A 26,466-nucleotide genomic window follows, 5' to 3' on the forward strand; every position below is an offset into this window, starting at 1 on the left:
AGGCGTATATCATGACCTTAATCTATGCATTCTTGTTTAGCTTTACTGCCTCTTACTTTTTTGCAGTAATATACGATGCACCTAAAAAATTATTCTTTGCTGCTGGATTAGCAGGTGCATCAGGATATCTTATTAGTTTTATATTAAATGACCTATTACAAATTGATAGTATCTATTCTAGTTTGCTTGGCAGTTTAACTTTAGGTGTGATGAGTCATATCATGAGTCGAATCCTTAAATCTCCTGTGGTCATTTTTATGATTCCCGGTATTATCCCTTTAGTTCCTGGTAGTTTAGCCTATAAAGCGATGCAACAATTGGTAACATTAAACTTTACTGAAGCTAACAATACGTTTATTAGAACTATCCTTATCGCAGGGTCCATCGCCTTAGGCTTACTGCTGTCTGATCAATTATCAAAAACATTGAATATTAAAAAATACTGGAAAGTAAAACGTAATCGTTTATAATACGTGAAAAATCCCCTTGCTATTTGAAATAGCAAGGGGCAAAACGTATGACGGTATAATTGATAATGTTGCATTGTAATTTTTCTATATTTAGTTAAAAATTCAAGTTATACTATTCGTTCTGACTATCATATGTCTTTTTAAATCCTGATTATTCTAAACCTGGCTATCAATGCAGATCGCAATAAAGTTTAAAATAATATGAGCGTAAGGTATAAACCGACAAGTGTTACAAATAATACTGGAATCGTAATTATAATACCTGTTTTAAAATACGTTCCCCATGAAATTTTGACCCCTTTTTGAGTCAATACATGCAACCAAAGCAATGTTGCCAACGAACCGATTGGTGTGATTTTAGGACCTAAATCTGACCCAATCACATTGGCGTAGATCATACCTTCTTTAATTATCCCTGTTACATTGGACTGGCCAATCGCAATAGCATCAATAAGTACGGTCGGTAAATTATTCATGACTGATGATAGAACTGCGGCTATAAAGCCCATGCCTAGAACGCTACTAAACAGGCCATAGTTTGAAATATTAGATAAAGTATCAGCTAAAATGGTTGTAATACCCACATTCTTCAATCCAAATACTACTAAATACATACCAATAGAAAATAACACGATATTCCATGGTGCGCCTTTAATAACTTGCTTCGTATGTACAGCATGTGATTTGCGAGCCAACAATACGGCGTATAAACAAAAAGATATTTTATTCCATTTAATTACAAACAATATAAAAATTACGCATTAGGATTTGCTTACCTAATACGTAAAATTATTTTGATCTAGAAGACTTCCAAGTATCTTTTATATTACGACATGATGTTTTTAAAGAGTTTAATGAGCCCGACTACAATATTTAAAAATATATCCATTATAATAGAAAATATGCTCTCTTTACTTTCTTTATCGCATTTACGCTTTTTCTTGTTGTTGAACATCATAAAAACCTCTTTCAGTAATTGAATTTTGTGATACTAACGTTTCATGCTTCGTATCACTTTCAATGCTTACGTGAAACAAACGACATCATAAAATGCTATTCAACTGCTTTAGGGTTTACACCATATTTATTTGTTTCTTTTTGACCGCTTGTACAACAAACTGCTAATGAAATAATTAAAATCACAATGTACACGACTCCAAAAATAACAGCAATAACTGTTAATGCAGAATTATCGAGTATTGGAATATCTGAATTTATAAATTCACTAAAATCATTAATAACCGCAATTAGAAAAATGATAATGGGTATTAGCATCGTCATACCAACATCGTGAAACCTTCTAACTGTAACAGTGAACATAGCGACTAGGATTAATATATACACAATCCAACCAACAGTATCTTCTATTATTGCTGGAATTGGTAATAAGAAAAAAATGATTTCAAGCATTATATTAATTAGGATATTCATTAAAAAAGGATACCAAAATTCCTTACGCCTCGCTCTACCTTTGATATTAAGTGCATTGATCCAAAATAATTTGTAATAATGTATCATCCCATTGCTCCCTTAATTATGATTTGAATAAATAAACTGACTACTTGCTTCACTTAAACCATAACATGATAACACAATAAAAAACATAATTAATCTCATGTTTTTATTAATTAATTTATTATAATTACATATGACAAGCCGCTTTTACTATAGTCCTATATTTTCTTTTTCATCTTTATTATTATATATTAATTATTCAAAAATACTTATTCTAGTATTTTAAAATATTGTGACACATGTTATGCTTTTGAAAACGCTATAAATAGGAGGCACTATACATATGGAATCATCTAATTTACCTTTAGCGCAACATTTTTCTAGTTTACGTGAAAAACCAACATGGGGTTTAAAACTTATTATTGCAATCGTTATCATCGCGTTATCAGCTACGATTGTTGCATTAACTACGGACTTCAAACAAAATTTTGAAGATGCTGGATTAAGTGGACAACAGCTTGACCAATCACTTGAATTCGCAAAAATTATCAGTGTTGTTAGTGGTGTGATTGGCTCTATCCTTACGATTGGTGTTACTTTTGTAATCATTTTAATTATCTCTAAAATCATGAAATCAGATGCTAGTGCTAAATCTATTTTTTCTGCAACTTTAAGTTATACGATTATTACCAGTACCATCGCACTCATTGTTGTCCTTATCCAATGGATTGCAGGACTATCAGTCACAGATTATTCGATTACAAGTCTTAATATCTTTGATAAGGGGAATCCTATACTTCGTGTGTTTGACTTACAAACGCTTATTAGTGCTTATGTTTTAGGAATCTTGTTTTTTGCAACAAGTCGTTTCTCTAAGAAATCGGCCATTATTTGGTCTATTGCTTACCTTGTCGTAGTTGTTGGTTTCGGATTAATAGGTGCTGCCTTTCAATAATTTTTAATCAGAAAAACAATAATCCCCTCACTACCATTGTAGTGAAGGAATTTTTTAGTATCATAGACTATTTATTTTGCTCTGCTTCTCTTAATTCAATACGTCTAATTTTACCTGAGTTTGTCTTAGGTAAGTCTTCAACAAATTCGATAGCACGTGGATATTTATAAGGTGCTACATCTTGTTTCACATAATTTTGTAATGTCTTAACCGTTTCATCCGTTGCTGGCACATCATCTTGTAAAATCACGAATGCTTTGACGATATTACCTCTGATTTCATGTGGACTCGCAACGACTGCGCATTCTTTCACATATTCGTGTTTTGTCAGAGAATCTTCCACTTCGAATGGCCCAATCGTATAACCAGAACTGATGATAATATCATCTTTACGTCCCTCAAACCAGAAGTAACCATCTGCATCTAATTTAGCTAAGTCACCTGTAATATAATATTCACCTTTTCTAGGTTCCGCTGTACGTTCCGGATCTTTATAGTAACCTTTGAACAGTGCAGGTAAGTCTAACGGCACTGCAATATTACCTACTTCACCTACTTCGGCAAGTTCACCTTCATCATTGATTACTGTAACATGACTGCCAGGAATTGCTTTGCCCATAGAACCAGGACGACTTTCTGTATCTTTTAAGAACCCAATTAATAATGTACTTTCTGTTTGTCCATAACCATCTCTTACTGTAAGGTTGAAATGATCTTGGAATTTTTCAACAACTTCTCTATTAAGTGGTTCTCCTGCTGACACTGCGCTATGCAAATGTTCTAAATTATAATCAGTCAGATTAGGTAACTTCGCCATCAAGCGATATTCTGTTGGTGTACAGCAAAGTACATTAATTTGATAATTTTGCAGTAATTCTAAATATTTTTCTGCATTAAACTTGCCGTTATAAACAAAAGCCGTTGCACCTGAACCCATAATAGATAAGAAAGGACTCCATACCCATTTTTGCCAGCCTGGGGCAGCAGTTGCCCAAACCACATCATCTTCTTTAATACTTAACCAATGTTTCGGCGCCATTTGCATATGTGCATAGCCCCAACCGTGTGAATGAACAACCGCTTTAGGATTACCTGTAGTTCCAGAAGTATATGACAGTAACGCGATATCATCTCTAGACGTCTCAACAGTGTTTAATTGATCTGAAACTGCTGTCTTTTCATCTTCAACAGCATACCAATCCGCTTCTTGACCACCGACAATAAATTTCGTAAGCGATGCGTATTCTTTTACCGCTTTAAATTCATCTATACTATCTGAAGTTACGACGATGGCCTTCACTTCGCCATGCGTAATTCTATATTGTAAGTCTTTAGTACGTAACATTTCTGAACTTGGAATAATAACGAGGCCTAATTTCAATGCTGCGAGATAAATTTCATATGTTTCAATGCAACGCGGCATCATCACTAAGACTTTGTCACCTTTTTGTAGTCCATGTTTTAAAAACATATTTCCGACTTTATTAGCGTGCTTAATTAATTGTTTATATGTGATTTCTTTTGTTTCGCCACTCGCGTCTTCAAAAATCACTGCTTTCTTCATTGCATCAGTCGCAAATTTTTCAATTTCGCTGACAATATTATATTGCTCAGGGGCGATTAAATCTTTTTTATCCATTGTCTATTAACTCTCCCTCAGTTCTATATCTATATTGATTAAAAACTCCTAATATTTCATTTAAATATTCTAGTCCATTGTCATCATAATTTTATTATCTTTGCATGTAAAAAAATATGATTACGGCTACTCAGTAATGAATACTTTCCTATTATAATACAACTACAACGCATTTTGAAAATATTCTGAATTTTAAAAGTAATGTCTTGCCTGATGTGCCAACTAAAATCTCTGAATGATAACTTTGACATTTGCCTCACATCTCATGTAGTATTTTTAACATACAGTTGTAAAATGTTATTGTGCATTTTCTAATCATTATTCACACAAATATTAATCATTACTTACCTAAAGAACTATCTTTTAAACCGCCTTTTTAAAAACTATTTCATTGCTGTCTCGTTCTGTCTGACTACAAATTTAATTTTTCCAGTTTAACTTTTAGATTTAAATTATGTATAGTGCTATAATATAAAATTGTGTAATTTTTATGAAAGAAGTGAGTTAATTGAGTGCAAACGATACTTTCCATGTCGAAAAAAGAATCCCCTTATTTATCGTACTACTATCAGGGGCCTTTATTACTATTTTAAACCAAACGTTACTTGGTACGGCTTTACCGCCAATTATGAAAGATCTTCAAGTATCTGAAAGTACCGTACAATGGTTACAATCCATATTTATGTTAGTAAACGGAATAATGATTCCTATTACAGCATTTTTAATTGAACGTTATACATCGAGGCAGTTATTCTTAACTGCAATGAGTATTTTTGCTTTAGGTACATTGCTTTGTGCAGTGGGCGTAGATTTTTCAATGCTTCTGATTGGTCGTGTCCTACAAGCAGCAGGTGCTGGTATTATGATGCCACTTATGCAAACAATCTTATTCCTAACTTTCCCTAAAGAAAAACGTGGGACTGCTATGGGTCTCTTCGGACTCGTCATCGCATTTGCGCCAGCAATTGGACCAACATTATCTGGTGTTTTAGTTGAACACCTTACTTGGAGAAGTGTCTTCTACGTTGTGTTCCCTATCGCAATAATTATAATTATTGCTTCATTATTCCTATTGAAGAACGTTACCGAAACATCACATCCAAAACTGGATATCACATCTGTAATTCTATCTACATTAGGTTTCGGTGGACTCCTTTACAGCTTTAGTTCAGTCGGCGAAGCTGGATGGGGCAGTGTTCAATTCATTGCACCACTCATCATTGGCATTGTTTCATTAGTTGTTTTCATTCGTCGTCAATTGAAACTAAAAGAACCTATGCTTGAGTTTAGAGTCTTTAGTTATAATATTTACACTTTAGGTACAGCATTAAGTATGTTTGTCTTTGGTGTATTAATCGCATCTAACATTATCTTGCCGTTATATATGCAGAATATGTTACAGTTCTCTGCTTTAGAGTCTGGTCTCGTATTATTGCCTGGCGCTATTATTATGGGTATCATGAACCCAATTACAGGTTATTTATTCGATAAGTTCGGAGGTAAATGGCTTGCACGTATTGGACTACTCATTTTAGTTCTATCCACATTACCATTTACAGTATTAACGGCGCACACGTCGTTTACTTATCTTGCTACATCGAATGCCGTTCGTATGGTGTCGCTCGCTATGGTAATGATGCCGATGACAACTTTAGCAATCAATCAATTGCCAAATCACCTTATCGCACATGGTACTGCAATGAACAATACATTTAGACAAATGGCTGGGGCAATTGGTACAGCATTATTTATTACATTAATGTCTGTTTCATCAAACCCTAGTGATGGTATTGAAGGTATCATCCATGGTGTTAACGTTACATTTATGGTTGCAGCAGCAATTTCATTTGTAGCATTGATATTATCAGCCAAATTATCCGATGATAGCAAACCTTCACGCAGAACAATGTAGTCTATGTGTTCAATTAAAGGTTAATAAAAAATTAAAAAAAGCACTTACGATGCATTCATGCATTTCGTAAGTGCTTTTTTATTTATCACAATTCTTAATCACTGCTTATTTATTAAAATCAATCAGTAGCTGTCAGTCTATTAATTGCTATTTCCCCAAGCGATTTGGCTGCTACAATTAATGCATCCTCATTTACTTCAAATTTCGGATGATGATTCATATATGGTGACGTCACCTGTTCTGGTTTACAACCAACTATATAGAAGGTACCCGGAATCTCTTTTAAATAATATGCAAAGTCCTCTGATCCCGATACAGCAGGAATTTCTACAAGCTGTTCAAAATAATCACCTTTACTTGCAGATAATATATCAACAACATGATTGGTTTGTGTTGGATGATTATAAAGTACAGGATATCCAAATTGGTAATCCAAATCATATGTGATATCAAATCCGACAGCGACACTTTGAGCAACTTTCTCAATTTCTTCATACATAAATTGTTCTAAATCATCATTTAGATAACGTGCAGTCCCTTTAATTGTAACTTTATCTTGAATGACGTTCGCACCACCTGGCGCTTCAAAAGCTCCTACCGTTATGACTCCCATTTCTGATGGATCTATACGTCTTGATACGATTGTTTGTAGCGTATTTACAAAGTTTGTCCCCGCAACTAATGCATCATGTGTCTTGTGAGGGCTAGCAGCATGACCACCCAATCCTTTGATTGTTAGTGTGAAAGTGGAACTACCCGCAAATGCATTGCCTTTATTGAAACCAATCACTTCTGGTCCTGCCACGGGCACAACATGAATACCATAAATTTCATCCACATCATTGAGTGCACCAGATGCCATGATTTGTTGCGCCCCTCCTGGAGGCATTTCCTCTGCATGTTGGTGAATGATTTTGATTGTGCCTGAAAGTTGGTCTTTGATGTCAATCAGCGCATCCGCTAATCCTAATAAATAGGCAGTATGTGCGTCATGTCCACATGCGTGCATCACGCCTTGGTTTAACGATTTGAATGGGACGTCCGCTTCTTCTTCAATTGGTAACGCATCAAAATCAGCACGCAACCCAATTGTCTTACCCGGATATTGGCCTGTTATCTCAACAATAATTGCATTACTACCCTCAACGGGTTGTGTTATTGTGACATCTTTATTTTTGTAAAAATCTTGAATATAAGCAGCGGTTTCCGTTTCTTGAAAAGATAATTCTGGATGTTGATGTAAATAACGACGATGCTGCACCATTTCCTCTTTTTTTGCTTCTAATTTTTCAAATAAACTTTCTTTTACATTCATAAACATTCACTTCTCTCAATTAAATTTAAAACATATCACTCTACAACAATTTTAAATTTAATAGTAAATTAATTCAAATATAAATTGAAATTTTAAAAACTTTACATTTTTTATGAATATTTTTCAAAATGAATTATCAATGCATCTTAGCATTACGCTATATTCAATTCTGTTGATTTTTCATTTTTATAAACCATATACATCATTGCACTCGCAATCAATACCATCGCGAAACCAAAATAAGGCGTCATAGTAATTGAAAAATGATTAAGTACGTAACCACCAATGACAGAACCCAAAGTAATACCTATATTAAATGATGCAATATTTAAACTAGACGCAAAATTCGTAGTCGCTTTATTTTTACGTTCTGCAAAAAGTACAACGATTAACTGCAGACCTGGTACATTTATAAAAGCAAACAGTCCCATAATTAAAATAGCGATTGTACCTAAAATTTGATGTGATACCGTCACACCAACAATTAACAATACAATGGCTTGAATTAAAAATATACCGATTAACACTTGCATTGGACGGTTATTCGTTAATTTACCACCAAGCGTATTACCAATGGCTACCATCACACCATAAATCACTAACAATATAACAACTGCATCATCACTATAATGTAAAGTATCAGTCAGTAGTGTTGTTAAGTAAGTGTACACAACAAAAGTGCCACCATAACCAAGTGCAGTGATTAAATATACCATCATCAATGATTTATTTTTAAAAACGGTTAACTGTTCTAACATAGATGCTTGTTCGTATTCATTTAAATCGTTCGGTACAGATATGATATTAATTACTAAACTTAAAAAGCCAATAATCGCAATTGTTATAAATGAAGCTTCCCAACCCAATTGTTGACCTATCCAAGTTCCAAGTGGCACACCTGTGATTGTCGCAACCGTTAAACCTGTAAACATCATGGCAATGGCACTTGAACGTTTATCAGGTGACACTAGATCACTAGCAATGGCTGTAGCGATAGACATAAAGACACCATGCATTAATGCCGAAAGGACGCGCATAGCAAGTAACATACTGAATGTCGTTGAAAATGCTGCTAATGTATTAGCGATAATAAAAATCAGCATAATCCCTATCAGCAAATGCTTACGTTTTATTTTATTTGTCAGTGGCGTTAACAATGGCGCACCAATCGTTACACCAACGGCATAAAGTGAAACCGTTAATCCTGCTAGTGAAATCGTCGTATTAAATGAATCTTTGATTAATGGTAATAAACCTACACTTATAAATTCAGTCATGCCTATAGCAAATGCAGACATGGCTAATGCTAAGATTGCAAATTTATTTTTTCTCATAATTTTTTCGCTCCTTATTTTTTGTTGATTGTGTTACTATAATTCACACATATAAAAATAGGAAGTACGCACTTTAAAGTACTATAGGTACTTTTTAGTGCCTATAAAGGAGCTAATGAAATGAGTAAAACATATAATATTGGTGTCGAAGCGACCATAGATGTTATTGGAGGCAAATGGAAACCGGTCATGCTCTGCCATTTACAAAATAATGGCCGCATGCGTACGTCTGCATTAAAACGTGCCATACCAACAATCACTCAAAAGATGCTCACACAACAATTACGAGAACTAGAAAAAGATGGCATTATTAATCGCATCGTTTACGATCAAGTGCCTCCAAAAGTTGAATACGAACTTTCAGAATACGGTCAAACACTGGGTAAAATTCTTTCATCACTTTGCTATTGGGGAGAATTTCATGTAGAAAAAATGTATAAGCAAGGCGAATCCGTTACTTTAAATCAACAAGACTTTGTAGATATTCCTCGTCCTAGCTAATGATTTATTAAGCTATGGTAAAAATCGAAAACTTTTATTAATTATTTAAATTACATTATTATCCGTCTAATTTTTAGTTATTAAAAGCTATAAAAATACTCCCGTTCAAGTTGTCATTTTTAAATGTTTACTTTAAACGGGAGCATTGCTTTTATTTAGTATAACTTTATTCTTTTCTGTGTTTCTTTTATTTAACGCTTTCTATATAATCATGAAGACAGTGCATTTTCAATTTAATACACAAAGGAGTTATCCATATGAGTACCTTGTCTTTCATATTAACTTTATTCGTTGCTATAGAATTTTTATACATTCTCGTTTTGCAAACCTTTTTAACAACTTCGAAAAAAACGAGTCAACTTTTCAAAATCGAACAGCAAGTGCTTCAACAAGACAAATTAAAAACGCTTATGAAAAACCAAGGTGTTTATAATGGGCTTTTAGGAATATTATTGTTATATGGTTTGTTTTTTTCTGACCACCCTAGAGAGCTTATTATTAGCATATTGATTTATATGATCCTTGTAGCATTATATGGTGCAATCACAAGTCAAAAAACCATCCTGCTTAAGCAAGGCGGTCTCCCTATACTAGCACTTATCTCGTTTATTTTTTAAATTTATTTCTTATACCGTAGCTATTAGCTAGTTGTCTTGAGCCATATCTAATCTATAGACAAATAATGTTCCAACAAATAAGCCCAGCAACGATTGCGTGTTGTTGGGCTTGTTTCATGATACTTATTTAATTTTTGCTGGATCCACACCCGTGGTTCTTTCTCTTAAGTCATATTCAATCTCTTCTAAACTACGACCTCGTGTTTCTGGTAAGTATTTAATTACAAAATACATTGCCAAGATGCCGATAAATGCAAATATTAAGAATACCCATTCTGTACTTAGGGCACTATTCAATACTGGGAATAATTGTGCCACAATCAGCGTTCCAAAATTCAATACGAGTGTTGCTAAACCAGTAGCAGCACCACGTGCACGCATTGGGAACATTTCTGGTAACATAACCCAAAGAATAGGTCCCCATGTTAAGCCAAAGAACACAATAAATAGTGATAAACATACGATAATAATAACGGCCGAAGATTCAATACCTATCGTCCAAATCAGGATAGCCATTACAAGGAGTGACACGACCATACCGATGTTCCCTGTGATAAGTAGCTTTTTACGATCAATTTTATCTGCAATAAATACTGCGACAATCGTCACAAGTACATTAATCGTACCTATACCCACAGTACCTAGAATAGATGTCGCTTCACCTAGACCCGCTTTACTAAAAATAGTTGGCGCATAAAATATAATCGCATTAATGCCGATGATTTGTTGGAACAGTGCAAATACACAACCAATCACTAACGTAGGTCTTAACCAAGGTGATTTTAAGATAGACCACGTTGATTCTGAAATGGCTGCAATTTCTTTCATTTCTTTAATTTCTGTATTTATTTCTTTGTCGTCATTAAACGTAATTTTCATAACGTCTCGCGCAGCTTTTTCACTTTTATGCTCTAGCAACCATCTAGGACTCTCAGGCATAAATGCAATACCAATTAATAGAATAACGGATGGTACGACAGCTAATCCGAGCATCCAACGCCATCCTTCCATATCTGCAAAAGCATAATTCACTAAATATGCTGCTAAAATACCTATTGTAATCATTAATTGGTTCAATGACCCTAGCGAGCCACGATAAGCCGTAGGTGCCATTTCGGATAAGTAAACCGGAACAGTTGCCATGGAGCCACCGACTGCTAAACCTATAACCAATCTACCGACTACAAGCATCGGCATATTTTGTGCAACGGCCAATATTAATGAACCGACAATATAAACAATGGCTATAATTAATACTAAACGTCTTCTACCAATCCTATCAGACAGCGGTCCACTCCCTCCTGAACCAATAATAGCACCAACAAGCATGGATGCTACAACCAAGCCTTCTGTAAAACTATTCAATGGAATATCATCATTGATAAAAAGCAATGCCCCTGAAATAACCCCATTGTCATAACCATATAACAAACCACCAAGTGCCCCTAATATGAAAATCAAACTCTTATTTACATTCAAATTTAACATCCCCTTTAAAATTAATTACAGTATATCCCTATTATGTAAGCGTTTCAAATATTAAATTAATTTCTCTTAAAATTTTTTGAAATAAATATATTTTAAATCTACGTTATATTATTATTTGATAAGTAATTTTACTGTCTAAGTTATATAAATTAACTTTTCTAACACGCTTAAACTCTACAACTTTATTCATACCATTTAAAAAACCCTTGAAATTGAAGTTTGAAGTTCAACTTTAAGGGTTCAATAGATATTATCTTAGCAGTTTTGCTTTATTTTTATTTTGCTGTATAGCTTTTACTTGAAATTTTACCAGCATCCACAATAACATCTTTGTCTTGGAAAGGTTCGTTATTGAAAAAACGCGTTAAGATATCTTTGACGCCTTCTTCAATACGCGCTTGTGCTTCTAAAGTCATACCTGAATAATGCACTGTCATACCATTTCTAGGCATCGTTCTCCATGGGTGATCTGCTGGTGCTGGTTGTGGATACCAAACATCACCTGCGTAACCTTGAATATGTTTCGCATTTAAGAGTTCCACTAAATCGTTTGTATTTACAATTTTACCACGTGCAGTATTTACTAAATAGCTGCCAACTTTCATACGGCTTAACACATCATAATCAAATAAGTTATCTGTTTCAGGTGTTAAAGGCGCATGGATTGTAACCGCATCACTTGTTGATACTAATTCATCAAAATTAACAAAAGTAGAATGCTCATTATCTTTTTGATTGATTGGGTCATAGTGTTGGATTGTTACATTAAATGGCGCCAATCTTTCGGCTACAAGTTGGCCAATTCTACCGAAACCAAAGATACCAATTGTTTTATTTTGTAATTCATGCGCATGGTTACCAACTTTTGATAAGTTCCATTCGCCATCTTTAGCTTGTCTATGACCTTCTTCGTAATTTCTCAATAAGATGAGTAAGTCCATAACTGCATGTTCTGCAACACTGATTGTATTACTACCAGTGACTTCTACTACACCAATATTGTGTTCACTTGCCGCTTGTAAATCGACGTGGTCTGAACCTACTCCTGCAGTGATTGCTAATTTTAAATTAGGTGCTTTTTCAATACGTTCTTTCGTCATATATGCTGGATAAAATGGCGCACTAATAACGATATCCATATCTGCTAAATGTTTATCTAAATCAGCTTCATTATCTGTTAATATAACGAATTCGTGTCCTTTTTCTTCTAAAAATGGTTTCAAACCAATTGCTCTTTCAGTATTTAATAATTGATTATCTTCGCCTGCTACGGATTCTGGGAATAATGCTACGATTTTCATGCTTATCTCTCCTAATAATTTATTTTTAAAACTGTGCAATGTTACTGAACTTATGTGCATCTTCGAAGCAAAAAAATACTCGATACGATTTGCACATACCACCTCCTTGAATGAATCATTCAAAACGTAGTTAGCAAACAGCACCGAGTACCTTACACCATTCCGTATTTATTCAATTGATTTATCGAATACAAATATTGATACAACCTCATCATCGGCTAAATCAATATCTGTAAATAATTTAACAAATTTAGCTCCAACGAGCGTTTCCATTTCATCTAATTTAATATCGCTGTATAACTGTTTTATCTTTTCAGTGCGGTTATAGTGAAGCATGACTTCATTTTGTTTATCGCCTAAATAAAACTGTTCAACTTTACTTAACGCGCCCGTCATATAGGCAATAGCCCAGTTTCCTTTAAAGGAAACTTGTACTTTCTCAGGCCCTTTACCTACATGTTGTTTACGATAAGAACGAATTAAATTTGAAAATTGTTGTTCTTTTTTATGTGATTCTATTTAACTCACCTTCTTCACAAAGTAATGAGTTATAGCTTTCATTTACTTATAATTCTATTATATATCAAGCAATTTAAAATTCAAGTGTTATTACTTTTTTTAAAAATCACACTAAAAATACCTTTAGTTTCAAATTCAATATATAGTGTTTGTATTAATATATACAATACACATAAACTAGCTATCGTATCTGTGAAATAATGTGCTTGTAAATAAATTCTAGATATCATAATTGATAAGATTAATATCGCGCCTATAAAGATGACAGCCTTATGTTTCACTAATAATACAATCAAACTAACTAAGATACATACACTTAACACATGCATACTAGGAAAACTATAACCATCGATGGCCGCACTCGGTCTTGGACGTTGGATAGCATATTTTAAAAAAGTTCCAATAGCAAAGACACTAAAACACCAAAATCCATACCAAACACATTTAAATCTATCATAAATCAGTAAACCTAGTAATATGATTAACACCATACATAAACAGGCTATAGGTGAAAATATTGTTGAAATCATTGTTAAATATTGAACGATTATCTCTGAAGACATCGTACGATGTAGTAATTGATATATGCTGGCATCCATATTTTCCGTTAAATTAAACGCAATGCATATAATTAGCATGATGAGACACAGACTGCCTACCGTCATTTTTAAATAATTATTCACGTTGACTGTTCCTTCCATTACACATTCTTCTATATATAATAGTAAACCAAGTATTTTAAATTTACTCAATCCTACTTTAGGCTTATAAATGTTAATATGATAAAATCATAAGATTTATAATGTATATGATTTTGAATAAAACGATTTGTATCCTTGCATGGTCTTATGCTAAAATCAATTAAAGACTTAATGTATCTATAATAACCATTAAATACTAAAGGAGTTTTACCTTGAATAAAGACCAGTTTGAACAAATGGCTCACAAGTATGACCACCCTGACAGAATTCACCTAGCACAAATCATTGCCCAAGCAACAAATCAATTGCTCAATCATACAACTTACCATTCGTTATTAGATTACGGTGGTGGCACTGGACTCGTAACATTAAATATAGATCATCACTTTGAACAAGTCACACTTATGGATGCCTCAACTCAAATGGTAAATATTTTTGATGAAAAAATATCAGCATTAGAAAAGACTTCTATTCAAACACTTGTCGGCGATATTTTGGCTGATGATCATCCATTAAACCAATCAACCTATGATGCCATTTTCTTATCTTTAGTCTTACTTCATAGTGGTGACTATAAAGCTTTATTGCATAAACTTTACACGCACCTCAATCCAGGAGGCATGCTGATTTTAGTTGATTTTGATAAAAATGAAAATGTTCAGCATCCAAAAGTTTACAATGGCTTTAAGCAATCTGATATTCTAGAAACCTTTGCTCAAATAGGTTTATCACAAACACAGGCTTATACATTTTATGCTGGTGATCATCTTTTTATGAATCAACATGCTAGTATATTTATTGCTTCGGGTTTTAAATAATTTTTACATTTTTAAGTGTAACTGCTTTCTCTCTTCGTCACTTAAAAATGCATAGTCTACTGCTCTTTCATTAATATATTGAACTTGTTCTAATGTGATCATTTCATTTTCTATAAGTAAAGTATATTCTTCATTTAATGATGTCTGTGTAACGGTTCTATTATCTGTATTAATTAAAAAAGGTATATCTTGTTCTAGCAAATAAGGTAAATTTAATGCTTCTAACCCTGTAATGGCTTTGGTTTGAATATTACTTTTTGGACACATCTCTAAGAGTACGTCATTTTCTTTAACAAACTGCAATGATTGTTTATCTTGATTTATAGCAACACCATGTCCAATACGTTTCGAGCCTAATTTAATACCTTCTATCACATTATGCATACAACCGCACTCTCCAGCGTGTAGCGTAAGATTGAAACCTTTATCTAAGCCATATTTTATTGTATCTTCAATCGCTACAGTAGGAAATCCTACTTCAGGACCTGCAAAGTCAATGCCGCAAATTGCTTCATGATGATGTTGATGAATAAAATCAAAAAGTGCTTGGTTTTGTTCAGTATGATGTTGGCGCATCGCACATATTAACAAATTAACGCCTATCCCTAATGTATTAACCGCTTCATTAACACCTAACTCTACTGCTTCCAACACCTCTGTCATCGTTAACCCTTGATCCATATGAAATAATGGTGCGAAACGAATTTCAATATATTTCACATTATCGTTATATGCTTGCTTGGCAACATCTACAACCGCACGTTTCAAACTATCTTTTGTCTGAAGTACTTTTAATATTTCATCGAAACACTGTAAATAGTCATCTAAACTATCACACTGACTACTGACAAATAATTTTGATTCATCTAAGTTAACGCCTTGTTCATCTGCAAGTTGTCTAATCAATTCAACACTTGTTGAACCGTCTAGGTGACAATGTAATTCAACCTTGGCAATTTCTTCTATGGACTTATTCATGCTTAGAACCTACCTCTACCTACATTTGATTATGTTTAAAATTTATCTATTTACTATATCATGATGCATTTAACTTTGCTACGACTCAAATTACATGTCGACATAACGTTGAGCCATCATTTTTAATCAACTCATTTTAAGTTAAGTATAACCAAAAAGCAGTGTCTGATGATGTATAGTCATATAAATACAATGTATTTTGGGCGAGACGCTTGAAGGAACAGGACAAGCTAAAGACCTCAGACTGAAGCTGGATCCTTAGAAAGTGAGCCAACCATACGAAAAATTAAATAAAGAAGAAGCGCTCAGATCCATTGAATTAAATCACCTGAGCGCTTCTTTTTCTGGGGTTGATGTATCACTCCCCCATTATTATACAATAAACATTATCTACATAGCTTGATAACATTGATTAAAAATAGACATCATATTTCACCTAAGTAACCTAATATGACTAGGGAAATACCTAAACCAACATAACTCATAATGAGTAGCGTGACAATAATTTTCAATTCAGTCAAAAAATATTTTCTATCTTGTCCTTTATTTACAAGCCAAACACCTAAAACCACGACGAGTACAAAAATTATAATCAAACAATATGCAATTATATTTAAAATGCCCATATCAATGCCCCTTTGCGTACGATTCACATGTTGACCTTCTGTATGCATCAGTTATTTCGCACATCTCTATCACGTTCTCCCAAACATCAATGCTTAACCTATACTGGTTTCACATCAAGATAGTCATGTACTTTTAAATAGTCAATAATTTGATTAACAGCTGTTTCAATACTGTCTTGCTCTGTATCTATAATAATTTCTGGATTATTAGGCTCTTCATAAGGCGCATTGATTCCAGTAAATCCTTTAATTTCTCCGTTTCTTGCTTTTTGATACAGTCCTTTAGGATCTCTAGATTCACACGTTTCTATACTACAAGACGTGTATATTTCGATAAATTCTTTGTCGTCTAATAAGTTTCGTACTTCATCTCGGTCAGCTTGATAGGGCGATATAAACGCTGTAATCGTAATTAATCCTGCATCGACCATGAGTTTACTTACTTCGCCAATACGACGTATATTCTCTTTTCGATCTTCCGGACTAAAGCCAAGATTGTTATTTAAGCCATGTCTGACATTATCTCCATCTAGTCGGTACGTATGTACTTGTTGTTGATATAATGCTTTTTCTAATGCTACTGATATCGTAGATTTACCAGAACCTGATAAACCCGTAAACCAGATGACAACACTGCGATGTTGATTACGTTGTTGTCTTTCTACTTTCGTAACTGCTGATTCATGCCATGTAATATGATTTGAAGTGGCCATGTTCAAACTCCTTTGATCTTATTTTTCTTGTAATCCTTTGATAAGTACATCCGCTACCTCTGGTCTTGAAAAAGCTTTCGGCAAGGACTCTCCGTTTTTTAATTTTTCACGAACTTTCGTGCCACTCAAATGTAAATGTTCTGAAGCATCGTGTGGACATGTTTTGGCTGTTGCCATATTTTCACAAACATTGCAGTAAAAAGCATGTTCAAATTTCAAAATTTGTATGCCCAATTCATCTTCATATTGTGCGATGAGTGTTTGCGCATCGTAAGTTCCATAATAATCACCGACACCCGCGTGATCACGTCCTACAATAAAATGCGTGCAACCATAATTTTTTCGTACTGTGGCATGTAATATCGCTTCACGTGGACCTGCATAACGCATCGCAGCTGGATAAATAACTAATCTCGTTCTATTTTCCGGGTAATAATTTTTTAATATCACTTCATAACTTTCCATGCGAACGGCTGCAGGAATATCATCTGATTTTGTTTCACCTACTAAAGGATTCAGTAATAAACCATCTACAGATTCTAAAGCTGCTTTTTGAATATATTCATGTGCACGGTGTACAGGATTACGCGTTTGAAACCCAACAACCGTTTTCCAATTTAAGTCATAAAACAATTGTCTCGTCTCAGATGGGTCCAAATGATAATCGACAAATTCATCATGTTTCGGTCGATCTACTAGGTGAATGGGTCCAGCAAGATAGACACTGCCTTTTTCATATACCTTCAATACACCTGGATGTTCAATATCCGTAGTACCATAAACGAATGCTGCTTCTTTCTCCTTGTCATAGGTATATTTTTCCTCAAGTTCAAGCACACCATATAAATGATTATCTTCACCATATAACGCAATGCTTTCACCGATTTCAAGCTCATTTGCTTTATCTTCCGTAACCGGCAACGTAATCGGTATACTCCACACTAGACCGTTTTTCAAATGGAGATTTTCGACGACTTCATTATAATCCGCTTCATTCATAAAACCTGTAAGTGGACTAAAACCACCAATGCCAATCAGTTCTAAATCTGATAAACTCCAAGGATTCAGTGTAATGGCTGGCATGGAATGCGATACTTCCAACATTGTTTCCTTAAGCTCAGCGTTAACTTCTCTATTAATTAATGTACCACCATGTGGTTGAATCGTATTTTCAATAATTTCTTCTGTTAATGCCATATTGATTCACTCCTTTTAATCTATCTCATTTGCGTTAACATTCACTTTCTTTTTAGAAAAATCTATAGGTAGCTTCTTATTTTGATATAAAGCGAAAATAATTAAGCCTATCCAAAGCAGTATGACTGCAATTTTTATCACTATGGAAGTTGTTGCATTTAATTGAAAAACACTAATTAGTGAACTGCTATTTGTAAAAATAATCAGCCCACCAACACAGACTGCTAATATATTCATCGGCAAAATTTTAACTAACCATGCTGCAAAAGGTGCAGCAATCAAACCACCAATACTTAGCGCAATCACTAACCCCCAGTTAATCTGGCTCCATCCCAAGAAGATAATGAAACTGATGGATGCTGAAATAGTGACAAAAAATTCACTTGCAGATACTGTACCTATGGCATATCTCGGTTCTAGCTTTTTCTGTGCTAATAATAAAGGTGTGTTGACTGGACCCCAGCCGCCACCACCAATGGCATCTAAAAATCCTGCAACTGCACCTTGGGGGATCATGGCGTAACGCCCGATCGTCGAAGGATCTTTAACAACTGTTTGATTACGTTTATATAAAAATTGATATAAAATATAAATGCCCATTGTTAATAGAAATATTGCTATAAAAGGTTTAATCAAGTCACTATGTATATGACTTAAAAACGCTGCGCCAATAAATGATGTAATCGCACCTGGTATTGCTAACTTAATCATGGTAGGTTTATGTACATTTTCAAATTTCAGATGTGAGGTACCAGAAGCAGCCGTTGTTGCAATTTCTGAAAAATGTATTGTCGCGGATGCAATTGCTGGTGCGATACCAAATGTGAGTAATATTGATGATGATGAAGCACCAAAACCCATACCTAGTGATCCATCAATGAGCTGAGCAAGGAATCCTGCAAGTGCAAAGATAAATAATTTATGCATTTGTCGTGCCCCTTCCGACTTTAGTTTAGTGATTCAAGTTTCTTTATCATTTTGATTTGTTTATTTTTATCTCTATAGGATGGATCTAACACATGTTTCAAAAAATCTTGTTTTTCTTGTGTCGTTAAATTACTTCGTTTGATACGCTGTCTGCATTCATATAAAAAATCCACATACGCTTCATAACTGAGATCGAAGCGCGCTTTAAACTCTTCTAAAATTTGTGCAGTGAGCGTTGGACTTGCACCATTTGTAGAAATACTCAGCGTTAATCGGCCTCTTCTTAATATGCTTGGAAATACAACATCACCAGCATGTGCTTTAGTCGTCATGTTTAGTAATGCGTGTTGCGGTTTAGAAGCAGCGATTTGTTGATTTACGCGATTATCATTCGTGGCAGCAATGATTAAATCTGCTTCCGCGATATCAGTTACTTCAAATGATTTAGCACACCAACTCATCTCACCCTGTTCGTAGCGATGATATAGTGCAACCGTAAGCGAAGGACTAATGACTTTAATATGGGTTGTATAGTTAACTAATGTGCCAATACGACGTTCAGCAACCTGTCCACCGCCCACAATCACGACGCGTTTATTAGAAATATCTATCATAAGTGGTATGAATGGCATACCATCACTTCCTTGTTAAAATGAATTACTGTGTCACATATTCAAAAGTCTCTTCAACACGTGCTTTCAATGCATCTTGTAAATGTTGATGTTTACCCAATCGTTTACACAATATAATCTCTTTATCATTTTGATATTCTGTAACCGTATCAATGATTTGTTGATCTAAAATACCTGTAAACCATAAATAAGGCACAATATATATTTGGGAACATTCCGTTTGTACTGCGCTGTGTAGTGCATCTTTGAATGCAGGCTTACAAGCTGCTAAGTAGCAAGTCTCGATATCTTCAATTTCAGTTTGTTCATACAACTGTGTCTTGATTGTAGAAATATCTTTTTGTGTTTGGGGATTATAGCTGCCTCTACCGATAATGAGCACTTTTGCATCCGAATTAGGCGTCACGCCAGATTCTTCAATTCTCTGCTTTAATATCTCAGTCAGTCTCGGTTGTACGCCTAACGGTCTGCCATAGGACACATGTACATTAGGGTATCTTTGCTGACTATGTTCAATTTCTGCTGGAATATCTTTGTAGTAATGCCCTGCACTTAATAACAACACTGGCACGACTGAAATCTCTGTCGCACCTTTATCTACTAGACGCTGAAATCCTTGTGCCAAATTCGGGCTGGTTAATTCTAAAAAACATGTTTCCTGTAATGGCACATTGACCTGCGCTTTGACTAAATCAATAAAGTCTGTCGCTTCGTTCACTGCATCTGGAACCCTACTACCATGACTCACATATAAGATACCTCGCATAGTTACCCCTCCTTATTTATAGCGATAAACTCACCTATTTTACTTTCTATTGATATGTTAATTTCGCTACTGCTGATTCAACAGGCATTTCTTCAAACCAACTAATACGTTCTCTTAGTTTGACTACTTCTCCGACAACAATCATCGCTGGATTTTCAATATCCTTTGCTACTTCGACGATGTTTGACAATGTGCCTACCACAGTTTTTTGAAATTCAGATGTTCCCAGATGAATTAAAGCGACAGGTGTCTCAGATGAACGACCATGTTTCATCAATAATTCACTAATTTCAGGTAATTTTTTAACACCCATATAAATACATAACGTTTCCGGTCCAAGTGCAAGATGTTTCCAGTAACTTTCTTTATCTATGTTTTTATTAATCACACCTGTTACAAACGCAACAGATGAACTATAGTCACGATGTGTCACTGGAATACCTGCATATGCTGGTGCTGCAACACCTGAAGTGATGCCAGGAACGATTTCGAATGGTATATGATGTTCGGCTAATATTTCTGCTTCTTCTCCACCTCTACCAAAGATAAATGGATCTCCACCCTTTAATCTTGTGATGGTTTGTCCTTTCTTTGCTAGATTGACGAGTAATTTATTCGTATCTTCTTGTGGTAATGAATGACGATTCGGATCTTTCCCACAATACATAAATTTCGCTGAAGGCGATGCATGATTTAACAACGCCTTGTTCACCAATCGGTCATACAAGATGACATCTGCTTGTTCAATTGCTTTTAACCCTTTAACTGTAATTAGATCAGGGTCTCCAGGCCCTGCGCCTACTAAAAATACTTTCCCCATCCTGTCACCACTTTCTCAATTTTTAACTATGGAATGTTTGCCCATCTCTGACTTCTTCAACGATGCCAGCACGTACAACGAAATCACCAAAATGTTCGCCTTCTGTTCTTTCTTTTGCATACTGTAATAAAATAGGTCTTAAACTTTCTAAAATTTCTGCTTCACCGATATTTTCTTTGTAGATTTTGTTTAATCTATCACCTATAAAGCCACCGCCTAAATACATATTGTATTTACCTGGGCCTTTTCCAATAAATGCAACTTCTGCTAACGCTGGTCTTGCACAGCCATTTGGACAACCTGTCATTCTGATCGTAATTTCTTCTTCTTTTAGACCTGCTTCATCAAGTAAATCTTCAATCTTCGTAATCAACGATGGTAAATATCTCTCTGACTCTGCCATCGCCAGTCCGCATGTTGGGAAAGCAACACAAGCCATAGAATTACGTCTTAAACCTGTATAATGTTGACCATCTGTAATACCAAAATCTGTGATAATTTTTTCAATTTCATTCTTTTTATGTGCAGCTACATTCGCAATCACAAGGTTTTGATTCGGTGTTAACCTAAAATCACCTGTGTGAACTTCTGCAATCGTTCTTAATGCTGTTTTTAATTTATAATCTTCCGTATCTTTTACACGTCCGTTTTGAACAAAGAGTGTATAGTGCCATTTACCACTACCTTCAGTCCACCCATAGCGATCACCATTATGTTCAAAATGATAAGGACGCTTGTTTTCTAATTGCCAACCTAAGCGATTGTTGATTTCATTTCTAATCCAATCAACGCCAAGTCTATCTACTGTATATTTAAAGCGTGCATTCGTACGGTCTTCACGATTACCATAATCTCTTTGAACCGTTAAAATCTTTTCACATACATCGACGACTTCTTCCTTAGGAATGTAACCAATCAATCTGCCAACTTGTGGATAGGTTGCTGTATTACCATGTTTCATACCCATACCGCCACCTACAGCGACATTAAAGCCAACAAGTTGTTCATTTTCTAAAATAGCGATTAATCCAATATCTTGAGAATAAACATCTATATCATTGGACGGGGGTACTGCGATACCAATCTTAAATTTACGCGGAAGATATGTTTTGCCATAAATTGGCTCTGGTTCTTCATCGCTGGTATCTAAGACTTTTTCTCCGTCTAACCAAATCTCATGATAGGCTTGCGTTTTCGGTGATAAATGTCTACTAATATCACTAGCAATTTGATTGATTTCACTGTGCACATCGGATTGATATGGATTAGGGTTACACATAACGTTACGATTCACATCACCACAAGCCGCAAGTGTATCTAATAAGGACTGGTTAATATCTTTCATCGTTTGTTTTAAATTGCGTTTTAAAATACCGTGAAATTGAAATGCCTGTCTTGTAGTTAGTTTGATTGTGCCGTTCGCATATGTATTAGCAATATCATCCATCGCTATCCATTGCTCTGCTGTTGATGCACCTCCTGGCGCACGCACTCTAATCATGAAGCTATACGCAGGTTCTAGCTTTTGTCTTCTACGTTCATCACGTATATCTCTATCATCTTGCATGTAACTACCATGGAATTTTAAAAGTTTTGTATCTTCTTCTGCGATAGCGCCTGTTACTCTATCTGCCAAACCTTGAACAATCGATCCTCGAAGATAATCACTATGTGCTTTGATACGTTCCATTTCATCCAGTTTGTCTGAAAAATTGACTTTTGTTTCAGCCATGTAATCATTCCTTTCTTAGTAAACATCTCTTTGGTAACGTTTTTCTTGTTTCATTTGAGTAAGATAAGCTTCTGCATCTGCTTCTGACATGTCACCTTCTTGCTCTATAACACTACGAATGGTGTCATGCACATCTTTTGCCATGTGTTTTTCATCACCACAAACATATATTGCTGCACCATCTTGTAGCCATTCATAAAATAGCTCACTTTGTTGGGCAATACGATGCTGAACATAAATTTTTTCTTCTGTATCTCGTGAAAAAGCGAGATCCAGTTTAGCTAATGTTTCATCTTTCAGCCATGCCTGCCATTCTGTTTGATATAAAAAGTCTGTAGTAAAATATTGTTCTCCGAAAAACAACCACGTATTGCCAGATAACCCAAGCTCTTCACGTTCTTGCATATAAGACCTAAATGGTGCTACGCCTGTGCCTGGCCCTATCATAATGACTGGCGTTTCTTCATCAAATGGAAACTTAAAGTTTGGATTTTTTTTAAGGTAAATCGGTAATGTGTCTCCAGGTTGAATCCGTTCTGCTAGTTGGACAGAGCACACACCTTTACGCGTGCGTTCGTGCGCTTCATATCTAACGGCGCCAACGGTTATATGCACTTCATCTGGTGTGGCCTCATAACTACTAGCGATAGAATATTCTCTTGCTGGCAATTTCCTTAGTAATTTATAAAATGTTTCTGGCTTCAGTTCTGAAGTTGGAAATTCTGTTAATAAATCTATGACATCGCGACCATCAACATATTGTTGTATCCATTCTGCATTGTCTATTTGACTAAGTAACTCCGTATTGCCAAATAACTCCGCTGCTTTTTGAAGTAATGGTTTCGTCAGCTTAGTAATCTCAAAGTGTTCAGTTAACGCTTTTTCCAATGGCAATGTATCGCCATCATCATTGATTGGAATTTCAATATCTTTATCCCAACCCAGTGTCTCAATCAGTAGTGTCACAATTTCTGGTTCATTTTGAGGTAAGACTACCACGCAGTCTCCAGGTTCAAATGATTCACCGTAATTATCTAATAGCAATTCAACATGTCTAACTTCTTTGTTAGAACCTCGACCATTCAAATTGATATTCTCTAATACTTCGGCTTGGTAGGGATTCGATTTTGAGTAACGTTTTTCTTTGGCAGATTGTACTGTTTCGGTAGAAGTCACCGTTGAACCATGACCTGTAGATTGATTTAGAATTTCAATATTCTTATTCATCCACTTTTCAGCTAAATCATCAAAATCTAAATCACAATCTTGTCTATCCGCAAGGCGTTCAGCACCTAATTCTAATAATTTTGCATCGAAGTCTTTACCTGTTTGGCAGAAATACTCGTATGACTCGTCTCCTAATGCAAGCACGGAGAACCTTACATTTTCTAATTTTGGTGCCTTACGACTATGTATAAATTCATGAAATGTAAGTGCGTTGTCCGGTGGATCACCTTCACCATGCGTGGCAGTAATGACAAATAAATCCTCTACTTTTTTAAATTCCTTTTGTTTAATTTCATCCATCGCCGTTAACTTTACAGTGTAATTATGTTCAACCAGTCGATCTGCAAATATTTCAGCTAAACTTTGTGCATTGCCTGTTTCCGAACCATAAACCACGGTAATGTGACGATCGTTGTTTGTTTGGCTTTCGGATTCATTATTTAAAACATATTCTGCCACCTGTTGTGGCGCCTCTGCTGTTTGTGTTACAGACCCTTGTTGCGCTGTAAGGTAACCGGTTAACCATATTTGTTGTTCAGCAGTTAACGTCTGAAAAATTTGATTTAACTGTGCTGCTTGTTCTTGGTCAAAAGGACTATTTGATACTGATAAATTCACAATGCATTCACCCCGATATTTATTTGATAAATTATAATTATTGTCTAAGTAGGTTTAATCAATTTTATTTCTTGCCATATCAACGATATAGCAATCGAATTTTATATCTTCTACAACATTCATTATATTTCCGATACGAATACTAGGTTATTAGTGTAAAAAAAAGAATCTACTTAATTTATGGTTTATTCGTCGTATGTAGACCACATTCCGTCTTAGTAGAATTCGTCCATCTACCTGCTCTTGAATCACCATTACCAGAAACGGCCTCAGTACATGGAATACAACCAATACTTGGAAAATTGAAATCATGTAGTTCGTTATAATGTAAATCATGCGCTTTAATATAATCCCACACATCATCCCAAGTCCAATGAATCAGAGGACACACTTTTACTGATTTGAATCGTTCATCTTTATTAATAAAATTAGTTGCCTGTCGACTCGGTGATTGTTCTCTTCTTAAACCTGAAACCCAAGCTGTCGCCCCAGATAACACTTCTTCAAGCGGTTTAATTTTACGAATATAACAACATTGATTTGGATCTTGTTTCCATAAAGCTGGCGCAACTTGATCCGCTTGTTCTTCTAAAGTAAGACTCGGTTGTTTAAGCTTAATGTTTAATTCCGGATAACGTGCTTTAACACGGTCTATCAAATCGTATGTCTCTTGAAAGTGGAGATTCGTATCTAAAAATACAATTTCCGCATCTTTCTTCACACTAGAAATTAAATCAATTAAAATCATGCCTTCTGCACCGAAACTACATGAATAAATAATAGAATCACCATATACATCGTAAGCCCATCTAATCACTTCACGTGCACCTTTAGTTTCATCAGTGATATCCAGTGTTTCAAAAGCGTGTGGATTGAAATCATCATACGTAATTTTTGTTTCTGACATTAACGGGTCCACCCCTTTTCTTCTAATGTACGCTTACTTAAATTCAAGTTATACTACGTTTTTTGAATTATTTGAAAATAATTATGCTACACACTTTACTCATTGAAATTTTTTATGTCAAGTTTGTGTTTATTAAAATAAATATATTAATTTTTTGACAAAATACACCTTTGAAACCGCTTTAAAAAGCGAAGTTAAAACGTTTTATAATAATTATTTTCACAAAATAGTCATAATAATCTAGTTACTTTCAAATCGCCCTAAAGCCTATGGTTATCATGTTTTAAATTTTTTTAAA

Annotated in this window: 25 protein-coding genes and 1 pseudogene; 6 read left to right on the plus strand and 20 right to left on the minus strand. The window is 34.9% G+C overall.

Features of this window, described 5'->3' with window-relative positions; translation table 11 throughout:
- Positions 1 to 11 precede the first annotated feature (11 nt).
- Positions 12 to 470 (plus strand): threonine/serine exporter family protein, encoded by a 459-nt coding sequence (locus M1D64_RS12895; protein ID WP_002484317.1) that lies wholly within the window; start codon positions 12 to 14, stop codon positions 468 to 470.
- Between the two features lie 191 nt (positions 471 to 661).
- Here the strand turns inward: M1D64_RS12895 and M1D64_RS12900 are convergent.
- Positions 662 to 1,228, minus strand: a pseudogene (locus M1D64_RS12900) (ArsB/NhaD family transporter); the annotation flags it as partial.
- A 295-nt stretch (positions 1,229 to 1,523) separates the two neighbouring features.
- Positions 1,524 to 1,988, minus strand: a complete 465-nt coding sequence (locus M1D64_RS12905; RefSeq protein ID WP_480977515.1) for a DUF805 domain-containing protein — start codon at positions 1,986 to 1,988, stop codon at positions 1,524 to 1,526.
- Positions 1,989 to 2,268: 280 nt separating this feature from the next.
- Here M1D64_RS12905 and M1D64_RS12910 point away from each other — a divergent pair, with 280 nt between their 5' ends.
- Positions 2,269 to 2,880, plus strand: coding sequence for a YIP1 family protein (locus tag M1D64_RS12910; protein WP_210140787.1), 612 nt, complete (start codon positions 2,269 to 2,271; stop codon positions 2,878 to 2,880).
- A gap of 67 nt (positions 2,881 to 2,947) precedes the next feature.
- Here M1D64_RS12910 and mbcS read toward each other — a convergent pair whose 3' ends face one another.
- Positions 2,948 to 4,519, minus strand: coding sequence for an acyl-CoA synthetase MbcS (gene mbcS, locus M1D64_RS12915; RefSeq protein ID WP_480977516.1), 1,572 nt, complete (start codon positions 4,517 to 4,519; stop codon positions 2,948 to 2,950).
- A 508-nt stretch (positions 4,520 to 5,027) separates the two neighbouring features.
- Here mbcS and M1D64_RS12920 point away from each other — a divergent pair.
- On the plus strand, positions 5,028 to 6,431 hold the full coding sequence (locus M1D64_RS12920; protein ID WP_037539159.1) for an MDR family MFS transporter: 1,404 nt from the start codon (positions 5,028 to 5,030) through the stop codon (positions 6,429 to 6,431).
- 118 nt (positions 6,432 to 6,549) lie between these two features.
- Here M1D64_RS12920 and M1D64_RS12925 read toward each other — a convergent pair whose 3' ends face one another.
- Positions 6,550 to 7,746: an amidohydrolase gene (locus M1D64_RS12925; RefSeq protein ID WP_069822151.1), complete on the minus strand. Its 1,197-nt coding sequence runs from the start codon at positions 7,744 to 7,746 to the stop codon at positions 6,550 to 6,552.
- A gap of 152 nt (positions 7,747 to 7,898) precedes the next feature.
- On the minus strand, positions 7,899 to 9,080 hold the full coding sequence (locus M1D64_RS12930; RefSeq protein WP_480977517.1) for an MFS transporter: 1,182 nt from the start codon (positions 9,078 to 9,080) through the stop codon (positions 7,899 to 7,901).
- A gap of 120 nt (positions 9,081 to 9,200) precedes the next feature.
- Here M1D64_RS12930 and M1D64_RS12935 point away from each other — a divergent pair, with 120 nt between their 5' ends.
- Complete coding sequence (locus M1D64_RS12935; RefSeq protein ID WP_002484325.1) at positions 9,201 to 9,581, plus strand: winged helix-turn-helix transcriptional regulator; 381 nt, start codon at positions 9,201 to 9,203, stop codon at positions 9,579 to 9,581.
- Between the two features lie 257 nt (positions 9,582 to 9,838).
- Complete coding sequence (locus M1D64_RS12940) at positions 9,839 to 10,198, plus strand: DUF1304 domain-containing protein (RefSeq protein ID WP_037539160.1); 360 nt, start codon at positions 9,839 to 9,841, stop codon at positions 10,196 to 10,198.
- Positions 10,199 to 10,321: 123 nt separating this feature from the next.
- Here the strand turns inward: M1D64_RS12940 and glcP are convergent, their stop codons facing one another.
- The 4 genes from glcP to M1D64_RS12960 all read right to left on the minus strand — a co-directional run bounded on the left by glcP (position 10,322) and on the right by M1D64_RS12960 (position 14,207).
- Complete coding sequence (glcP, locus tag M1D64_RS12945; protein WP_164971919.1) at positions 10,322 to 11,677, minus strand: glucose transporter GlcP; 1,356 nt, start codon at positions 11,675 to 11,677, stop codon at positions 10,322 to 10,324.
- 284 nt (positions 11,678 to 11,961) lie between these two features.
- Positions 11,962 to 12,987 carry an NAD-dependent formate dehydrogenase gene (locus M1D64_RS12950; protein ID WP_069822149.1) on the minus strand — a complete coding sequence of 342 codons (1,026 nt, stop codon included), beginning with the start codon at positions 12,985 to 12,987 and terminating at the stop codon, positions 11,962 to 11,964.
- 168 nt (positions 12,988 to 13,155) lie between these two features.
- On the minus strand, positions 13,156 to 13,506 hold the full coding sequence (locus M1D64_RS12955; RefSeq protein ID WP_037539162.1) for a Na-translocating system protein MpsC family protein: 351 nt from the start codon (positions 13,504 to 13,506) through the stop codon (positions 13,156 to 13,158).
- Between the two features lie 80 nt (positions 13,507 to 13,586).
- The gene (locus M1D64_RS12960) at positions 13,587 to 14,207 is read right to left on the minus strand and encodes a phosphatase PAP2 family protein (RefSeq protein WP_069822148.1); all 621 of its coding nucleotides are present in this window, start codon (positions 14,205 to 14,207) and stop codon (positions 13,587 to 13,589) included.
- A gap of 212 nt (positions 14,208 to 14,419) precedes the next feature.
- On the opposite strand from M1D64_RS12960, the gene M1D64_RS12965 reads away from it, so the two are divergent.
- Positions 14,420 to 15,025: a class I SAM-dependent methyltransferase gene (locus M1D64_RS12965; RefSeq protein ID WP_129303671.1), complete on the plus strand. Its 606-nt coding sequence runs from the start codon at positions 14,420 to 14,422 to the stop codon at positions 15,023 to 15,025.
- A 3-nt stretch (positions 15,026 to 15,028) separates the two neighbouring features.
- Here the strand turns inward: M1D64_RS12965 and add are convergent, their stop codons facing one another.
- The 11 genes from add to M1D64_RS13020 all read right to left on the minus strand — a co-directional run bounded on the left by add (position 15,029) and on the right by M1D64_RS13020 (position 26,168).
- A complete protein-coding gene (gene add, locus M1D64_RS12970) occupies positions 15,029 to 16,003 on the minus strand; it encodes an adenosine deaminase (protein WP_002484331.1) in 975 nt (324 codons plus the stop codon).
- Positions 16,004 to 16,428: 425 nt separating this feature from the next.
- Complete coding sequence (locus M1D64_RS12975; RefSeq protein WP_241091775.1) at positions 16,429 to 16,677, minus strand: hypothetical protein; 249 nt, start codon at positions 16,675 to 16,677, stop codon at positions 16,429 to 16,431.
- Between the two features lie 50 nt (positions 16,678 to 16,727).
- The gene (gene cysC, locus M1D64_RS12980) at positions 16,728 to 17,342 is read right to left on the minus strand and encodes an adenylyl-sulfate kinase (RefSeq protein ID WP_011303992.1); all 615 of its coding nucleotides are present in this window, start codon (positions 17,340 to 17,342) and stop codon (positions 16,728 to 16,730) included.
- Positions 17,343 to 17,360: 18 nt separating this feature from the next.
- Positions 17,361 to 18,539: a sulfate adenylyltransferase gene (sat, locus tag M1D64_RS12985; RefSeq protein WP_002484335.1), complete on the minus strand. Its 1,179-nt coding sequence runs from the start codon at positions 18,537 to 18,539 to the stop codon at positions 17,361 to 17,363.
- A gap of 15 nt (positions 18,540 to 18,554) precedes the next feature.
- A complete protein-coding gene (locus tag M1D64_RS12990; protein ID WP_037539163.1) occupies positions 18,555 to 19,466 on the minus strand; it encodes a sulfite exporter TauE/SafE family protein in 912 nt (303 codons plus the stop codon).
- A gap of 20 nt (positions 19,467 to 19,486) precedes the next feature.
- Positions 19,487 to 20,098: an NAD(P)-binding protein gene (locus tag M1D64_RS12995; protein WP_037539164.1), complete on the minus strand. Its 612-nt coding sequence runs from the start codon at positions 20,096 to 20,098 to the stop codon at positions 19,487 to 19,489.
- A 25-nt stretch (positions 20,099 to 20,123) separates the two neighbouring features.
- Positions 20,124 to 20,864 carry a sirohydrochlorin chelatase gene (locus M1D64_RS13000; RefSeq protein ID WP_115347593.1) on the minus strand — a complete coding sequence of 247 codons (741 nt, stop codon included), beginning with the start codon at positions 20,862 to 20,864 and terminating at the stop codon, positions 20,124 to 20,126.
- A gap of 46 nt (positions 20,865 to 20,910) precedes the next feature.
- On the minus strand, positions 20,911 to 21,684 hold the full coding sequence (gene cobA / locus M1D64_RS13005) for a uroporphyrinogen-III C-methyltransferase (protein ID WP_002484340.1): 774 nt from the start codon (positions 21,682 to 21,684) through the stop codon (positions 20,911 to 20,913).
- A gap of 22 nt (positions 21,685 to 21,706) precedes the next feature.
- On the minus strand, positions 21,707 to 23,416 hold the full coding sequence (locus M1D64_RS13010; RefSeq protein ID WP_002484341.1) for an NADPH-dependent assimilatory sulfite reductase hemoprotein subunit: 1,710 nt from the start codon (positions 23,414 to 23,416) through the stop codon (positions 21,707 to 21,709).
- A gap of 15 nt (positions 23,417 to 23,431) precedes the next feature.
- On the minus strand, positions 23,432 to 25,261 hold the full coding sequence (locus M1D64_RS13015; RefSeq protein WP_409328243.1) for an assimilatory sulfite reductase (NADPH) flavoprotein subunit: 1,830 nt from the start codon (positions 25,259 to 25,261) through the stop codon (positions 23,432 to 23,434).
- A gap of 178 nt (positions 25,262 to 25,439) precedes the next feature.
- Complete coding sequence (locus M1D64_RS13020; RefSeq protein WP_002484343.1) at positions 25,440 to 26,168, minus strand: phosphoadenylyl-sulfate reductase; 729 nt, start codon at positions 26,166 to 26,168, stop codon at positions 25,440 to 25,442.
- Positions 26,169 to 26,466 lie beyond the last annotated feature (298 nt).

This window comes from Staphylococcus sp. Z5-21 (assembly GCF_056529615.1).

Excerpts from the sequence above, each read along its gene's own strand:
- M1D64_RS13020 (WP_002484343.1), bottom strand. The coding sequence starts at position 26,168 with ATGTCAGAAACAAAAATTACGTATGATGATTTCAATCCACACGCTTTT.
- cysC (WP_011303992.1), bottom strand. The coding sequence starts at position 17,342 with ATGGCCACTTCAAATCATATTACATGGCATGAATCAGCAGTTACGAAA.
- M1D64_RS12910 (WP_210140787.1), top strand. The coding sequence starts at position 2,269 with ATGGAATCATCTAATTTACCTTTAGCGCAACATTTTTCTAGTTTACGT.
- M1D64_RS12960 (WP_069822148.1), bottom strand. The coding sequence starts at position 14,207 with ATGGAAGGAACAGTCAACGTGAATAATTATTTAAAAATGACGGTAGGC.
- M1D64_RS12925 (WP_069822151.1), bottom strand. The coding sequence starts at position 7,746 with ATGAATGTAAAAGAAAGTTTATTTGAAAAATTAGAAGCAAAAAAAGAG.
- M1D64_RS13010 (WP_002484341.1), bottom strand. The coding sequence starts at position 23,416 with ATGGCTGAAACAAAAGTCAATTTTTCAGACAAACTGGATGAAATGGAA.
- M1D64_RS12940 (WP_037539160.1), top strand. The coding sequence starts at position 9,839 with ATGAGTACCTTGTCTTTCATATTAACTTTATTCGTTGCTATAGAATTT.
- cobA (WP_002484340.1), bottom strand. The coding sequence starts at position 21,684 with ATGGGGAAAGTATTTTTAGTAGGCGCAGGGCCTGGAGACCCTGATCTA.
- M1D64_RS12975 (WP_241091775.1), bottom strand. The coding sequence starts at position 16,677 with ATGCATACAGAAGGTCAACATGTGAATCGTACGCAAAGGGGCATTGAT.
- mbcS (WP_480977516.1), bottom strand. The coding sequence starts at position 4,519 with ATGGATAAAAAAGATTTAATCGCCCCTGAGCAATATAATATTGTCAGC.
- M1D64_RS12930 (WP_480977517.1), bottom strand. The coding sequence starts at position 9,080 with ATGAGAAAAAATAAATTTGCAATCTTAGCATTAGCCATGTCTGCATTT.
- M1D64_RS12995 (WP_037539164.1), bottom strand. The coding sequence starts at position 20,098 with ATGCCATTCATACCACTTATGATAGATATTTCTAATAAACGCGTCGTG.
- sat (WP_002484335.1), bottom strand. The coding sequence starts at position 18,539 with ATGGCATTAACAGAAGAAATTATTGAAAATACGATTCAACCACATGGT.
- M1D64_RS12895 (WP_002484317.1), top strand. The coding sequence starts at position 12 with ATGACCTTAATCTATGCATTCTTGTTTAGCTTTACTGCCTCTTACTTT.
- M1D64_RS13000 (WP_115347593.1), bottom strand. The coding sequence starts at position 20,864 with ATGCGAGGTATCTTATATGTGAGTCATGGTAGTAGGGTTCCAGATGCA.
- M1D64_RS12905 (WP_480977515.1), bottom strand. The coding sequence starts at position 1,988 with ATGATACATTATTACAAATTATTTTGGATCAATGCACTTAATATCAAA.
- M1D64_RS12990 (WP_037539163.1), bottom strand. The coding sequence starts at position 19,466 with ATGCATAAATTATTTATCTTTGCACTTGCAGGATTCCTTGCTCAGCTC.
- M1D64_RS12950 (WP_069822149.1), bottom strand. The coding sequence starts at position 12,987 with ATGAAAATCGTAGCATTATTCCCAGAATCCGTAGCAGGCGAAGATAAT.
- add (WP_002484331.1), bottom strand. The coding sequence starts at position 16,003 with ATGAATAAGTCCATAGAAGAAATTGCCAAGGTTGAATTACATTGTCAC.
- M1D64_RS12935 (WP_002484325.1), top strand. The coding sequence starts at position 9,201 with ATGAGTAAAACATATAATATTGGTGTCGAAGCGACCATAGATGTTATT.